Source organism: Paralcaligenes ureilyticus (genome assembly GCF_004346225.1).
GTDB classification, from domain to species: domain Bacteria; phylum Pseudomonadota; class Gammaproteobacteria; order Burkholderiales; family Burkholderiaceae_B; genus Paralcaligenes; species Paralcaligenes ureilyticus.
The window spans coordinates 40,485-54,874 of the sequence record NZ_SMAJ01000016.1; the positions used below are offsets into that span (position 1 = coordinate 40,485).

A 14,390-nucleotide genomic window follows, 5' to 3' on the forward strand; every position below is an offset into this window, starting at 1 on the left:
CCATGGTTATTGCGCTATGCGCCAGACGATCACGCCGAAGCCGATACCGCCACCGACGGATATTGACTGCACAATTCACCATATATGGTTTTTACGAGCTCCGGGGTGGGACTTGCCCCATCGTCCAGCACCTGTTTACGCATCTCTGCAAACATCAAATGCTTCAGGAAAAACCGCCAATTAACAGGCACTGACGCCAGGCAATCCATCAACTTGGCGTAGCAAGGCTGCGTCCACACGCTTTCATGGCTTAGACGGTTCTTGCAATAGCCGTAGAAATTACGGTCCGAATGCGACGGGGTAAGCGATTTTCTTAAATTGGACGTTGCCGTATCATTCACGGCATTCGCTTCAATAACCACCCCATATGCAGTCCGCGCACACTCCAGTGAAACATAACCTTTCTGCACGTCATCCAACACGTCTGCTACAGGTCTCAACAACGGAGAACCGTATCCTCCTCCACCGTTACCCTCTAATCTGATAACGTCACCCGGCTCACAATTCACCAAGTCGGTATTTCCAAGATCCTCCATATTCGAAGAGCCTGGATTTCGAACGAAAGAAGAGGTACGTCCCGCTTCACCACCCTTAATGCCCCATGACCCAAAACGTGTCCGGTCTCGGTTCCGTGCCGTAACCAAGGTGCCAGGCGCAAACACCTGAAACTCCATCATCAACCCCAGGCCTCCGCGAAACTCGCCTGGCCCTCCGCTATCCGGCACCAAGTGGTATTCCGTAATCAGAATGGGTACCTCCGACTCATTGACCTCGACGGGCGTATTGCGCAAGAAGGCCAGGTTGGCACCCGATGCATCTGACCCATCACCGGAACTCGAGCCTCCGGCCCCACCTCCAACCGGCCCAATCGATGCCATAACCGGATGACCGAGTCGATCAGTTGTCTTGACATTCAGCAACGGTATGCTGGACGCCGGGCAAGCAGGCATTTTCTCTGGGATCGCCCGGCTGAAAGCACCAAAAACAGCGGCTTGTACAATCACACATGTAAGGCTCCTCATACCCACTGCGGCGGGTTGCACGGGATTAAGTACAGATCCCTCCGGCGCGATGCAAGAGGCAACACGCAGGGTGCCAGAATTGAGTAAAACGTTGCTGTCCAGGCAATAAAGAACATAACTCAGTCCAATGAGAAGCAACGCATGCCTCGGGTGACCGCCGGTAGGAACATTTAAGGATGAGGCAAGTTGCGGGTCACTTTCTGAGAAATCGAAGACCAAGCTATCGTTCCGCACCACCAACCGCAACGCAATGCGTAGTGGCTCACCATCGACAGAATCCTCGTCGGCATACTCAGAGAAGAAGTACTCACCATCCGGTATAGCCTGCACTACCGATCGCGCCTGTGATTCCGCGTAGTCCAGTAATTGTTGCATCCCCGTCGAAAACGCTTCACAACCGAACTTCTCGATAATTTCGAGGATGCGCTTTTCACCCGTACCCAAACTGGCAACTTGCGCCAACAGATCGCCACGATTTTGGTCGGGCGCACGCACGTTCAGCAACATCCAGGATAATAATTCTTGATTGACCTCTCCGGCCTTGACAATGCGGCTTGGAGGAAAGCGTATGCCTTCTTGGTGAATTTCAATAAGGCTGCGCGAAAGGGATGCAGGCACAGCCCCCCCCATGTCCGTATTATGAATATGTCCGGCTACAAAACAAACAATGCGGTTTTCGAAAAAAACAGGCTTCCACATCACCACATCAGGAGTGTGCGTTGCAACGTAACCACTATATGGGTCGTTAGACATGTAGATATCTCCCGGCTCATAGTTTTTAATACTTCGCACCAACGGCCCATAATCGAGCCCCGTATACCACGTTGCCCCCAAGGTCTTCGGTGACGCAAACGTTAGTCCATCCAAAGTCACCAGGGCACAAGAAAAGTCCTCGGTCTCCTTTATGAACGTAGAGTGAGCCGTACGAATAAGAGTGAAGGCCATGCTCTCCGCAATAGCGGTGCAGTAGTCCGCAAAAATCTGTAATTCCGCCTTGCTAAATTTCATTTAAATCACCTCTGATCCTGTCTCAACTCGATCACTTAGGAACATATTGCCAAGATTATCAATGTGGCAGGAAAGCTCCGGCAAGACCCATGTGGTGCAATCCTCTTGGAACACAATCGCCGGGCCGTCGAATCGCTGATCTGCCAACAGATCGCCACGCCGATAAACTGGAACGTCATGCCAGTCGCCATTAATCCACACACTTGTTTTTTTCAGCGGCTCAGGCGACCCCGTCCCCGCTGCCAGAGTCTTCAAGGTCGGCTTCGAAGTGGGGAGCCTTATGACCAGCCTAAGCGCAATCAATTGCACGGACGCCTGACGATCCTCATAGCCGTAGTGACGTAGATGTTCTGAATTGAAAGCCTCGCGAACGGAGGTGATATTCATGTCAACGATGTCTTGCTTGTTCAACGGCGTTTCAAGTTCAAACGACTGACCGCGATAACGCATGTCTGCCGACACCTCGATGGCCGACCCCTCAAGAGTGCCTGCTTGTTCCATCATCCACATACGAGCTTCGTTTTCGAGATCAGCAAGATCTTGGGTCAACAACTGGGCCACGTTGTCGCCGGAATCGAAATCGTAGTATGTGGTTTTGACGAAATCGTTTTTTGTGTCGGCAATAAGCCCACCCAATGCGCTCAACACTCCTGGGCTGAGCGGCACCATGATCTGGCCCATATTAAGAGCGCGCGCCAAATAGCAAGACAACATCGGGCCGGCACCGCCAAACGGCAGGAGTGTGAATGTGCGCGGATCGACACCAAACTTTGACATCAGTCGGCTGACTCCCGCGTACATCCCTGACACGGCAACGTTGACGATCATTTCAGACGTCGCCTCGGGCGACAGGTTTAACTTTTCACCAAGCTGTCCAATAACGTTACGAGCCCTCTGTGCATCGACCGTAATGGTGCTATACCCCAGTTCTGAATGCCCCAGTATTCCTAAAACCACAAATGCATCGGTAATGGTCGGGGCATTCCCGCCGCGTCCAAAACACGCCGGCCCCGGGGTTGACCCTGCGCTTTCCGGACCTACCTTAAGAACCCCATGATTATCTACCCACGCAACCGTGCCGCCTCCATCTCCAATAGATGTCACCGAAACAGAAGGTATATATATTTGATAGTCACCAATATATTCACCTGCCGCGTATTGCGCCTGGCCATCAATAATTAGCGCGGCGTCCGCCGTCGTTCCGCCTATATCGAGACTAATGCAGTTCCTGATGCCACACTGCTTTGCCGTGTAGGCTGCACCTATCACACCCGATGCGGTGCCGGACAATATCATTTGTATGCAGCTTTCCTTGCCCTTGGCGGCACTCATCACGCCACCATTCGATTTTGTCACTTTCAAGTTGGTCGATATACCCATATCGACCAAAGCAGCGTCCAGTCTCGTCAGATACGCTCCTACTTTGGGTTGCGCATAGGCGCCCACAGCCGCCGTTTGCGTACGCTCGTACTCCCTAATGATGGGCCAGGTATCAAATGAGCACGACACACCAAGATCGGGGGCAACAGCACTAATTATGTCCCTGATCTTGTGCTCATTAGTTGGGTTGCGATACGAATGCATCAGTGCAACTACTACACCGTCACAGTCAGCCTCTCTAATTGATTTGATAACGTCCAGGACGTCGCTTTTCTCAACGTCCAGAGTTACTTCACCGTTCGACGACGTGCGCTCTTTGATCCCAAATACATATTTCCTTGAAATCAAAGGCACAGGCCGCTTAGACAACAAATGGTACATGTTGGGGGTTTTAAGCCGTGCTATCTCCAACACATCCTCAAAGCCTTTTGTCGTGATTAGCGCGAGGCGAGCGCCGACGCGTTGCACCACAGTATTGACGCCAACAGTCGTCCCATGAGTAAGAAAACCGATCCGGCTCAAATCAATGGCGTATTGGCTTGATAGCTTACGTAATCCGTCGACAACTTCCTGCCCGGGGGCGTCTGGACGAGAGAACACCTTAAGGCTGGTGAGTTTGCCATCTCTCTCGTCCAAAACCGCAAAGTCAGTATAAGAACCACCGATGTCGACACCAACTCTAATACACATAGCTAATCCTTTCAGTTCGTTATCGACCAATCTGCTTATTCCACATCTCAACCCACTTTGGCGTTTCCTCCGCTATGACATCGAAGGGCAGCCAAAGCGATTCGTCATCTTTGGCCACTCTAGGTGCAACATCCTTATCGTATTTCACGTCTTTATTAGCTGCGGAATACAGCATCTTGTTGGCAAAGCATGTCTGTCCTGGTGTAGAGGCAATCTCGTTAATGAAATCAAAACCGAGAGGGGAACCGTTCTTGACCTTCTGAACCATTGTTGGAAATGCAACTGCGCCGGGAGCCGGATTCAAATAACCAATATCGGGGTTACTGGAATCATGTGCCGCATAGGCACGTCCATCAAAATACATCGCAATATCAATATTTCCGGACTTCATGGCAACGAGCGGTGCATTGGGTTCGTTATAAAACACAGCATTGCCGCTGTCACGCATGCGCTTTATTTGGTCGAGCCCTGGCTGGACATCAGTGAGTTTCCCGCCATATACCTTCGCAAACAGACCAATAAAGCCTTGAATCGTAGCTACGTAATTAATACCGGGAAGCGCGGCCTGCCAATCACCAGCGACAGTACGGTTTACGAAGTCTTTCCAGGTTTTTGGAGGATTTTTGACCCGACTTTTACTGTACATGATTCCAAAATCGCCATAAGCAATAGGGAACCCATAGCCTTTCCCATAAGCCACCATATAAGGTTTCAATTTGGCTATATTAGGAACGTTCTTCGCATTAATAGGTTCGACAAGGCCTCGTTTTTGTGCAATAAGCCCACTGTCTACCAAGCCAATCATCACATCGATTGGAGGATGTTTCGGGTCAGCCGCAATCTGATTGATCCACTGCATCGGGCTACCTAGAATGACGTCAACCGTTTTACCTGTTCGCTGTTCGAACGGTTTTACGAAGCACTCCTTGTAAGCGCGCTCCCAACTACCACCAAAAGCGGTAACGGTGAGATCGGCAGCTACAGCCGTAGCTGAACACCCAACACACATCGCCGACACTAAAATATATCTTGTTATGCTCATGTCTACTCCCTGTTTAGTAAATAAGTCAATGAAGCACCCCTTTTCATTAAGAGGAAATCAATGCCCTCAAGCCATACACCTTTTCCACCACAACCAGTAACACAATAGAGATTGCCATTTCCACAGTACATATTGCAGCAATCGCCGGATCGAACGAATATTGAAGATAAGACAGCATGACCACTGGTAACGTCGTAACGTTAGCCGTCCCAAAAAAATAAGATAGCGCCAAATTATCCAAAGATATGAGTATTGCAAAGAGGCACCCTGCAAATATTCCTGGTGCAATGAGTGGCAGCGTCACATAGCGAAATTTTTGCCAAGATGATGCGCCCAGCACAGATGCTGCCTCAGCAAATTGAGGCGAGAGATTCCGGTACACGGCCAACGTCGTACGCATTACATAGGGAATCGAGACCACTGTGTGCGCAATGAATAACGCAAGAAAGGAAACTCCAATGCCGATCTTCGCCAGGAAATACAACAATGCCAACCCAATAACCAATGCCGGTATCGCGATGGGAGACAGCAAAAAGGTTGCCAGCATCACAGACATGCGTGACGTGCCGCGCCCCAAAAACAATGCGGATGGGACGGCAACGAATGCGGCTGCCAGGCCCGAAACCAACGCCAGCTCCAAGCTGATTATCAGGGAGTCAACAAAGGGTTTATATTCCCAAGCCTGGTGGTACCAGCGAAGGGAAAACCCACTAAACGGAAATTCCATCCCATTATCCGGGGTAAAGGAAACCGCAACTACGATGACTATCGGCGCAAGCAAGTAGACAAAAAACAATGCAGTGAATACATACAGAGGTACCCACTTCGCCCTTTCAATCCATCTCCTGAATTTAGCTTCATTCATATCGATATCCCTTAGTGACATCGGTTAATCGAAGCTGAACGAATAGGCAACAAAGCACAATCACCAGCAAGACATTGCCCATTGCCGCGGCAAAGCTCATGTTCTGAGTTAAAGCAAACTGTTGGAATATAAGAAGAGGCAGAGTCACGACACTTCCGCCTCCTAGCAGCAGTTGAGTAATGAAGCTTCCACTTGTCAACATGAAAACCAGAACCGCACCCGTGACGATGCCATCTTTTGACAACGGCAACGTGACTTTAAGCAGGGTGGTCATCGCACCAGCACCCAAGACCCTGGCTGACTCTTCCAGGTGCAGATCAACGCTTCGAAGGACAGGTATGATCGACAAAACCATAAAAGGAACTAGCACATGAACCATTCCGATATACACAGCAAGAGGGCTGTTTAGTATATGTAGCGGCTTCTGTATTATTCCGAGACCCATTAGCGTATCGTTGAAGATGCCGTGTCGAGCAAATAATATTTGCCACCCGAAGGTTCGCATAATTATTGACGTAAGTAATGGAGCGACCAACAGGAACAGGAAGAAGATTGTCCATTGGCCTGCCTTTCTCACCATGAAGTAGGCAATTGGATAGCCTATGATTAGGCAGATTATGGTGGTAAAGAAACTAAGCCTAATGGTTTCTAATACAACATTTCTATAGTAAGTTTCAGTGAATAGCTTCGAATAATATTGGCTCCAACTCCCGGTAGAGGTCATCCCGGCCACAGAGATGCTGTCAAAGAAATTTTTTACCAATGGAGCTACAAAAAACAGCAGCAGATAGCCCACCGCAGGCACAATGAGAACCCATCGATAGTGGGTTGGTCGTCGTTGAAGCCTAGCTGAGCCATTGTTTCCTGCTGCGACACATGTGTCGACCAGGTTTGACGCAGTCTGACTACTCAGTGGCATGAGTGGACGTTTCATACTTAAGCCTCGTCGGGTTCCAACGCAACGAGATCACGCCCATCGAACGACAGCACGACACTTTCATGTAGTACAGGAGACGGAACATTGTGCACACCGCCGGGCTGGTGCGAAACGAGAATAGTTTGGTTAAGCTCCGGCACCAAGACCTCATACCATTGATGTGCGCCCCTGAATGTGTGGTTGCAGACAACGCCGTTGAAAGCGGCCTGCTTCTCGTGCAAACCGCTGTTTATGGCTATCTTCTCCGGGCGAACCGCGAGTTCTATATCTCCCGTTATAGATCTGTTATCTATTCTTGGAATGTCAAAATGACGGGGTTCAAGCGTCTTTAATGCCACCCCCCAACGATCAGCGTATATTCCTTCTACTCTCGCTGGAATAATGTTGGCGGTGCCTAAAAAATCGGCAACGAATCGGGTTCGAGGCCGCTCGTACACATCCCTGGCAATGCCCACCTGGAGAATAGCCCCTTGATTCATGACCGCTATCCGGTCACTCATGACTAAGGCCTCTTCCTGGTCATGAGTGACCATAACGCTGGTGATTCCGAGCTCCTTCTGTAATTTACGGATTTCGATTTGCATGCTTTCCCGTAAATTTTTGTCCAACGCTCCCAACGGCTCATCCAAGAGCAGCACCGACGGATTCGTTACAATCGCGCGAGCCAATGCAACGCGTTGCTGCTGGCCGCCAGAGAGTTGTGATGCCTTCTTTTGTGCATGCTCCGGCAATTTTATTAAATCCAGCATACGGGTAACCTCGGCCTGGATCCGAGGCTTTTTGACGCCTGCCATCGATAGGCCAAAGGCGATATTTTCACTGATAGTCATATGTGGAAAGAGACTATAGTTTTGAAATACCATGCCAAGGCCACGCTTATTCGGCGGCAGATAGGAAATTTCTTTACCATCGATCAAAATGTCACCCTGATCGGGGTACTCGAACCCGGCAATCATCCGCAGGGTCGTAGTTTTTCCACAACCAGATGGGCCAAGTAGCGACACCAACTCGCCTGGGAGAACATCCAGGCTCAAGGAGTGCACAGCGATCGCGTCTCCGTACGTTTTCGTCACGCCACGTAGAGAAAGACTCTTTGCTACCGAACCGGATACGGGAGAAGGAAAGTTTGGCATAGCTCTATCTTTGGTCGCGATTACGTAAATGGCAATGCATGAGATATTTAGACAGACAATTAATCAACGAAAATTCCTAATGCATTCTGTATGAATGAAATGTCACTTACGATATTCACGGTTAGTCAACTTTTGGGTGTCCGCTGCACTTCCCTGCAACCTTTCATTCAGCAGAGATGCCAAAGCAGATAACTGCTCAGACAAGTGCGTGCTATCCCTGTCCATATAGTAAGTATCGAGGAATATTCCGCGCATGCTGGACAAAATAAATGGCAATAGCTCAATCAACGTAACCCGGGTGGATTCGCTTATATGAGGGTTGGTAATGACCTCATTAAGCATTCTTTTATGGGTTGCAAGACGATGCTCTACCAGCGCCTTGTGTTTTTCAGGCTGCGAGCGAAAACCCATATTAATTTCCCAGACCGCCCAATATCGGTAACTACCATATAACGACCACAGCGTTCCGACCAATGCGTCTCCTACGGAGATCCCATCTTTCGTTCGATCATCCAGCTTCTGGAACATAGCCAAGGCGTCCTTGGTCAATTGGTCCAACACTGCCATAAGCAACCCGTCTTTATTGCCAAAGTGATAGTGCAGCGATCCGGTGGTCACACGAGCCCGACTCGCTATTGACGCCGTCGTCACTTTGGCATAGCCCCGCATGCTCAATTCTGCGATGGCCGCCTCAATAAGAATGGCCTGCGCCGCATTGGTGCGATCTGCCTGGGTGCGCCGCTTCTCTCTTGGTTCCATACATTTACGTCCGAGTGGTGCTGTAATCAATTTACATACTAACTAGTCAGTATGTTTATATTAGTCGCACAAAGCAATGATTACACCTAGCAATAACCCTAGATTCGTCCGGTCGACCTGATTATCGGTTTCACAGTAATGAAAACAATGAATAAAGTCTGTCGAATGGTCAGGAACTGATCCAAGCACGAGAAGTTCTTAACTTTGTAATTGCCTCGGTAAGTCGCCACGCAACGGCAGAAGGAACATGCTCAAGAGCATACGCGCCATGATTTAGGAAACTACGAGATGGCCTTGATACATAGTGGCTCCTTGCACACAGGCACAAAAACCCAAAATCTGCGCCCGCTCACAGCTCAAATCGAGACTAGGCCAAAGCACAGAATTCTACAAATAAATCATTAACCTATAAGTCACCGACGCTCAAACCTTGGGACATTTGAGGAGACCGGCGGCCTCAATCTGCTCAAGCTCCTTCCGAAGTGACGCGTAGAAGTCTGCAGTGGTGAGTATCGGTGGACCCTATAGCGATCTAAAAAAATAGAAGTAATCCACCTCAACTCAATGAAGCAACAACGGCCACCTCAACCAAGAGGCTTGCCGCTGCGAGTCGCGCCTCTATCGTTGTTCTCGCTGGCGCAGCGCCGGAGACAATCCGTGACTCCCACACCGCATTCATCGCGGCGAAGTCATCTATGTCCTTCAGATAAATGGTGGCTGAAAGGATCTGTTTTCGGTCACTGCCTGCCTCAGTTAACGGCGCGTTCGGAATTTTCGATGGTTGCCGTATCGGTCAGTGCCGCGATAGATGCCAAGGGCACCGGCTTTAGGGGTGACCGAATGTGATACGCACCGACCTCGCTTGGCGACTTTCCCAACTCCGTTGAAAGAATTTGGGCGACCGTCAGACCACACATACGACCTTGGCACGGCCCCATACCACAACGGCTGAAGAATTTGGTCTGATTTGGGCCAAGGCAGCCGAGGCGAGCCATCTCTCGAACGCGGGCGGCCGTAACTTCCTCACAGCGACAAACCACGGTCTCATCCGCAGGATTGGAAATCCACTCGGGTGGCCGATACAGTGCGTCCAGGAAAGGCCGGATTCGTAGCTGCTGCGCCACCACGCCGCGTAAGGAGGTGGCGCGGTGTTCACACTCCGTCGCGCTTAACCGACCCAAGGCCTGCCCGGCACCCAGAGCCGCGAGCGCGCCATTAGGTTCTGCTGCGAGCGCGCCGGCGATCGCCGCACCGTCACCAGCAATACGAAAACCCGCGAGCGAAGTTTCACCCCAAACGTCGACCCGTGGGCACCAGGCCAATTGAACAGAGTCCCAATAATGGTCAACCCTCAGAAGGCGGCTGAGTTGGGTGTTGGGCACCACCCCGTGATGCAGTAGCACGACATCGGCGTGCAAACGATGTTCAGTGCAATCGACCTTGAACGTCAGCGCTTGAACTCTCTCGCTGCCCTCGACGCGCAAGGACGTCGCCGCAGCGAACATCGGGACACTTGCTCGGCGAAGACGCGCCAACATGCGCAGACCTTTTACCAAGTAGGCATGTGCTCCCAGCGCAGCCGGCAGGTGTCGCAGCGCGCGCCAGCGATTGGTTGACGGCGAAGTTTCGACGATGCCAGCCAGCGAAACGCCCGCGTCCAGCAATTGGCAAGCGACAAGGAACAACAACGGTCCCGCCCCCGCGAGCACGACGCGGCCGGAAGGAACGGCGCTGGCGCTCTTCAACGCGATCTGAGCAGCTCCGGCGTTCAGTACACCGGGAAGCGTCCAGCCGGGGATCGGCGAGGCACGCTCCATAGCTCCGGTAGCGGCGATCAACTGGCGCGCACGGACCTGAAATGATTGGCCATTCTGCTGAGCGGTTACGGTGAGGTCTCGCGCAACGTCCCACACCATCGCACCAAAGCGCAGTTCAACACCCGAGCGGCCGAGCCGATCCGTTAGCTCCTCCCCGTGCCGGTAGTCGGGCCCGAGCAAGGCGGCTACTGATGGAGGTACTGCGGTGATGTTGCGATAGATCTGGCCGCCCGGACGCGACTGCTCGTCGAGCAACAGTGTCTTCATCCCGAGCGAAGCTGCCATTAGCGCGGCCGACATGCCAGCTGGGCCGGCGCCGATGATCACGAGGTCATGCGTCGATGCGTTCATTTACCATCTCCCACGTGGCGCGCTCCGGTGGGCAGACGTACCTGCATGCCGGCATTCACCCGGACCATGCACGATTGAACATTCTGCGCACCGTCGACTTCGACTAGACACTCGAAGCACACACCCATAAGGCACAGCGGCGCGCGCGGCTGACCTGAGATAGGTGTATGCCGGAACGGTACTACGCCAGCGCTAAGCAGTGCGGTGGCAATCGTCTCGCCCTCACGGGCCGATATACGTCGCCCTTCGACATATATGTCGACCATGGGCCGTAGCTCATTCGCGGGGAGCGGCATCGTCTTAAACATCGAAGCGCTCCGATTTGAATGTCTTGATGTCGGAAGGCTCAACGCCACTGCGCATCCAGTTCACGAGCGAACCCGCGTGCATAGACGCGAGTGTAATTCCACTGTGGCATGTGACGAGAAACGCCCCTGGGCAATCGCTGGATGCCTGGTAGATCGGGAACCCGTCCGGCGTCATGACACGCAGCGCGCCCCAGGCGCGGACCGCATTCACATTAGCCAGAATCGGAAAGTGACGGATCGCCTGACGCGCGATGTGCGCGACCTGCTTTACCGTCGTACCGTCGTTCAAACCCACGTCCTCGTGCGAGTCGCCGATTTGCACTACACCGTCGGCGGTCTGACGCACGATAAGCGACGGATGACGCAGGAACGATTGCACCCGCTCGGTAACCACGATCTGCCCTCGATTGGGCATGACCGGTGCCCGCAGGCCGACCATTGGCGCCAGGCCGCGATTGCCCAGGCCGGCGGCCAGCACCACACGGCCTGCGACATGCTCGGTGCCTCCAGCCCAAACGTGGAATGCACCGCGCCGGTGCTCGATGCGCTCACAGTGAACGCCGGCCGTCATTTCCCCGCCACGCAACTTGAAGCCTTGTACCAGAGAGAGCAAGAGTCGCAAAGGACTGACATGGCCGTCCAAAGGAGTAAAAATTGCGCCGATTACTTCGGATCCGACAAACGGCTCCATCTCGCGCAGCGTGCGGGAATCAAGTACTTCATACGGGTAGTGTCCGCCGATAGCGTCTCGTAGCAGCTCATGATCGGACACGCGACGGGCTAGATCTTGCTCATCCAGACACATCGTCAAACCGCCGATCTGCGAGAGTTGGAGGTCAATCCCGGTCAATGCCGCCAGCTCCTGCGCGAAGACAGGCCAACACTGCGCCGCGGCTCTGCTCCAGCGTGCATAGTCAATGTTGCCTAATCCCTTCCCTGACGCCCAGACAAGACCAAAATTGCCACGTGCGGCGCGAAATGCGTCATCGCCTTCATCTAGCAGGCGCACCCGTTCGCCGGATGTGACCAGGCCGTACGCGATAGCCATACCGACGACGCCGCCACCCACTACCAACGTATCGATGTCGCGAACTGTCTTCAATGTCATTTACGCCACCACTGCATGACAGGCCACGGTGTGTCTTTCGGCAACCCAGGTCATCTCTGGCGTCTCTGAGCACTGCGCCATGGCAAGATGGCAGCGCGGGGCAAAGCGGCACCCTGAGGGTGGATTGATCGGCTTGGCAAGTTCGCCCATGATCTCAACCGGCTGTCGCCTATAGGTAGGATCTGGCACCGGAACTGCCGCCACCAAAGCACGCGTATAAGGATGCCGTGGCGAATTGACGAGATCGTGCGCGCTGGCTACTTCCACGAGCTGTCCGAGATACATCACCATCACCCGGTCGCAAAGATGAGTGAGAATTGAAAGGTCATGTGACACGTAGAGGCACGAGAATTTGAGCCTGGCCGAGAGGTCGCGCAGCAGATCCATGACATCTGCGCGAATCGATACGTCCAGCATGGAAACCGGCTCATCGGCAATCACCAACCTCGGCTCCGGAATCAGCGCGGACGCAATGCCAACACGCTGGCGCTCTCCACCGCTCAACTGGTGAGGGTAGCGCTGCGCGTATCGCTCCGGGCGAAGCCCCACCAATGCCAGCATTTCAGGAACGCGACGCGCAATTTCGGCCTCGTCCCACAGCTTGAGTGCCCGCGGCGCCTCGGCCACGATATCGAAGACCTTGAGTCGCGGGTTGAGCGAGTCGAATGGATCCTGAAAGATCAACTGGACTTGCGCGCGATAACGTGCAAGCGCTGTCTTGCTCAAATGTGTGACGTTCTCACCGTCAAACACGATATTCCCACTCGTTGGATCGTCAAGTTTTGCGATCAGATTGCAAGCGGTGGACTTGCCACAGCCGGATTCGCCAACGATGCCAAGTATCTCGCCCTCGTCAATGGAAAAGCTCATGTCCTCGAGCGGCTTGATCCAGCTAGGCGGTTGCCGGCGCAGCACGGCGCCGAGACTGCGTCCGAGGCTGAAGTGCTTTGTTAGGTGCTCTACGCTCAGGATTGCCATGTCACCTTCTTCGCTGCGGCAGCGCGCATATACTCGATATCAGCAGTACGTATGCAGGCTGACATATGATCGGGTTCGACTTCGATGGTAGCTGGCCGCCGCGCGTGACAGGTCTCGATCGCGAACGGACACCGCTCGCCAAAGCCGCATCCTTTGGGAGGGTCCGACAAGTCTGGTGGCGACCCAGGTATGGAAATTAGTTCGCGCCCCAGTTCAAGAATGCTGGGAAACGCATTCTTGAGGCCAAGGGTGTATGGGTGCTGAGAAGCAGCGAACAGCGCCGTAGTCGGTGCACTTTCAACCATCCGCCCGGAATACATTACACCAACCCGATCTGTCGTCTCAGCAATCACTCCGATGTCGTGCGTGATGAGCAGAATCGACGACTTAATCCGTTGGCGGATTTCCCGGATACGGCCCAGAAGCCTTTCCTGCACCAGCACATCCAAACCAGTGGTTGGCTCGTCCATCACCAGCAGCGCGGGCTCGAAGGCTAAAGCCATGGCGATCATCGCGCGTTGGCGCATGCCACCCGAAAACTGATGTGGAAACCGGTTCATCAGCTCCGACTGCAAGCCGACGATATCGAAGAGTTCGGCTACGCGTCCGCGGGCCTTGGCCGTGGAAACTTTCGAGTGGGCGCGGATTGCCTCAACAATCTGAGCCCCCACGCGCTGCGCCGGGTTGAGCGAATTCTGGGCACTCTGTGGCACCAACGCGATCTCGCGCATCAGGATCTCGCGCCGAAAGCGCGCCGGCACCATGGTGAGTAAGTCGTGTTCCCGGAAACGCAGCACATCCGCATCGATCCGGGCGGTTGGCGGCAGCAGCCGCAGCAAAGCTTTGACGACCGTCGATTTGCCACAACCGGACTCACCGACCAGGCCAAAGACTTCAGATTCGCTGATTGCCAGATCGAGTCCGTCGACGGCGCGCACATCCCCGTGGACGCTCCGATAAGTCACCCGCAGATTGCGAGCCTCGAGTAACAT

At 53.3% G+C, this 14,390-nt stretch carries 13 protein-coding genes; all 13 read right to left on the reverse strand.

Going from position 1 to position 14,390, the window contains the following annotated elements; all coding sequences use genetic code 11:
- Positions 1 to 29 precede the first annotated feature (29 nt).
- A complete protein-coding gene (locus EDC26_RS16455; protein ID WP_132584641.1) occupies positions 30 to 2,030 on the reverse strand; it encodes a hydantoinase B/oxoprolinase family protein in 2,001 nt (666 codons plus the stop codon).
- Entirely contained in the window at positions 2,031 to 4,100 is a 2,070-nt protein-coding gene (locus tag EDC26_RS16460) for a hydantoinase/oxoprolinase family protein (RefSeq protein WP_132584745.1), read from the reverse strand. It lies immediately after the preceding gene.
- A 19-nt stretch (positions 4,101 to 4,119) separates the two neighbouring features.
- The gene (locus EDC26_RS16465) at positions 4,120 to 5,142 is read right to left on the reverse strand and encodes an extracellular solute-binding protein (protein ID WP_132584643.1); all 1,023 of its coding nucleotides are present in this window, start codon (positions 5,140 to 5,142) and stop codon (positions 4,120 to 4,122) included.
- Between the two features lie 46 nt (positions 5,143 to 5,188).
- Complete coding sequence (locus EDC26_RS16470) at positions 5,189 to 6,007, reverse strand: ABC transporter permease (RefSeq protein ID WP_132584645.1); 819 nt, start codon at positions 6,005 to 6,007, stop codon at positions 5,189 to 5,191.
- Positions 6,000 to 6,941, reverse strand: coding sequence for an ABC transporter permease (locus EDC26_RS16475; RefSeq protein ID WP_207915180.1), 942 nt, complete (start codon positions 6,939 to 6,941; stop codon positions 6,000 to 6,002). The genes EDC26_RS16470 and EDC26_RS16475 overlap by 8 nt, the downstream gene beginning before the upstream one ends.
- 2 nt (positions 6,942 to 6,943) lie before the next feature.
- The gene (locus EDC26_RS16480; protein ID WP_132584647.1) at positions 6,944 to 8,077 is read right to left on the reverse strand and encodes an ABC transporter ATP-binding protein; all 1,134 of its coding nucleotides are present in this window, start codon (positions 8,075 to 8,077) and stop codon (positions 6,944 to 6,946) included.
- A gap of 102 nt (positions 8,078 to 8,179) precedes the next feature.
- Positions 8,180 to 8,836 (reverse strand): TetR/AcrR family transcriptional regulator, encoded by a 657-nt coding sequence (locus EDC26_RS16485; RefSeq protein WP_132584649.1) that lies wholly within the window; start codon positions 8,834 to 8,836, stop codon positions 8,180 to 8,182.
- A 556-nt stretch (positions 8,837 to 9,392) separates the two neighbouring features.
- Positions 9,393 to 9,626, reverse strand: a complete 234-nt coding sequence (locus EDC26_RS20525; RefSeq protein WP_132584749.1) for a Rid family hydrolase — start codon at positions 9,624 to 9,626, stop codon at positions 9,393 to 9,395.
- Positions 9,586 to 11,004: an NAD(P)/FAD-dependent oxidoreductase gene (locus EDC26_RS16500; protein WP_132584653.1), complete on the reverse strand. Its 1,419-nt coding sequence runs from the start codon at positions 11,002 to 11,004 to the stop codon at positions 9,586 to 9,588. The genes EDC26_RS20525 and EDC26_RS16500 overlap by 41 nt, the downstream gene beginning before the upstream one ends.
- A complete protein-coding gene (locus EDC26_RS16505; RefSeq protein ID WP_132584655.1) occupies positions 11,001 to 11,312 on the reverse strand; it encodes a (2Fe-2S)-binding protein in 312 nt (103 codons plus the stop codon). Before EDC26_RS16505 ends, EDC26_RS16500 begins: the two co-directional genes overlap by 4 nt.
- Positions 11,305 to 12,420, reverse strand: coding sequence for an NAD(P)/FAD-dependent oxidoreductase (locus EDC26_RS16510; protein ID WP_132584657.1), 1,116 nt, complete (start codon positions 12,418 to 12,420; stop codon positions 11,305 to 11,307). The genes EDC26_RS16505 and EDC26_RS16510 overlap by 8 nt, the downstream gene beginning before the upstream one ends.
- Entirely contained in the window at positions 12,421 to 13,398 is a 978-nt protein-coding gene (locus tag EDC26_RS16515) for an ABC transporter ATP-binding protein (RefSeq protein WP_132584659.1), read from the reverse strand. It lies immediately after the preceding gene.
- The gene (locus EDC26_RS16520) at positions 13,386 to 14,390 is read right to left on the reverse strand and encodes an ABC transporter ATP-binding protein (protein ID WP_132584661.1); all 1,005 of its coding nucleotides are present in this window, start codon (positions 14,388 to 14,390) and stop codon (positions 13,386 to 13,388) included. The genes EDC26_RS16515 and EDC26_RS16520 overlap by 13 nt, the downstream gene beginning before the upstream one ends.

What these genes read in the sequence shown, in the direction of transcription:
- EDC26_RS16455 (WP_132584641.1), bottom strand. Translation starts at nt 2,030, where the DNA reads ATGAAATTTAGCAAGGCGGAATTACAGATTTTTGCGGACTACTGCACC.
- EDC26_RS16460 (WP_132584745.1), bottom strand. Translation starts at nt 4,100, where the DNA reads ATGTGTATTAGAGTTGGTGTCGACATCGGTGGTTCTTATACTGACTTT.
- EDC26_RS16465 (WP_132584643.1), bottom strand. Translation starts at nt 5,142, where the DNA reads ATGAGCATAACAAGATATATTTTAGTGTCGGCGATGTGTGTTGGGTGT.
- EDC26_RS16470 (WP_132584645.1), bottom strand. Translation starts at nt 6,007, where the DNA reads ATGAATGAAGCTAAATTCAGGAGATGGATTGAAAGGGCGAAGTGGGTA.
- EDC26_RS16475 (WP_207915180.1), bottom strand. Translation starts at nt 6,941, where the DNA reads ATGAAACGTCCACTCATGCCACTGAGTAGTCAGACTGCGTCAAACCTG.
- EDC26_RS16480 (WP_132584647.1), bottom strand. Translation starts at nt 8,077, where the DNA reads ATGCCAAACTTTCCTTCTCCCGTATCCGGTTCGGTAGCAAAGAGTCTT.
- EDC26_RS16485 (WP_132584649.1), bottom strand. Translation starts at nt 8,836, where the DNA reads ATGGAACCAAGAGAGAAGCGGCGCACCCAGGCAGATCGCACCAATGCG.
- EDC26_RS16500 (WP_132584653.1), bottom strand. Translation starts at nt 11,004, where the DNA reads ATGAACGCATCGACGCATGACCTCGTGATCATCGGCGCCGGCCCAGCT.
- EDC26_RS16505 (WP_132584655.1), bottom strand. Translation starts at nt 11,312, where the DNA reads ATGTTTAAGACGATGCCGCTCCCCGCGAATGAGCTACGGCCCATGGTC.
- EDC26_RS16510 (WP_132584657.1), bottom strand. Translation starts at nt 12,420, where the DNA reads ATGACATTGAAGACAGTTCGCGACATCGATACGTTGGTAGTGGGTGGC.
- EDC26_RS16515 (WP_132584659.1), bottom strand. Translation starts at nt 13,398, where the DNA reads ATGGCAATCCTGAGCGTAGAGCACCTAACAAAGCACTTCAGCCTCGGA.
- EDC26_RS16520 (WP_132584661.1), bottom strand. Translation starts at nt 14,390, where the DNA reads ATGTTACTCGAGGCTCGCAATCTGCGGGTGACTTATCGGAGCGTCCAC.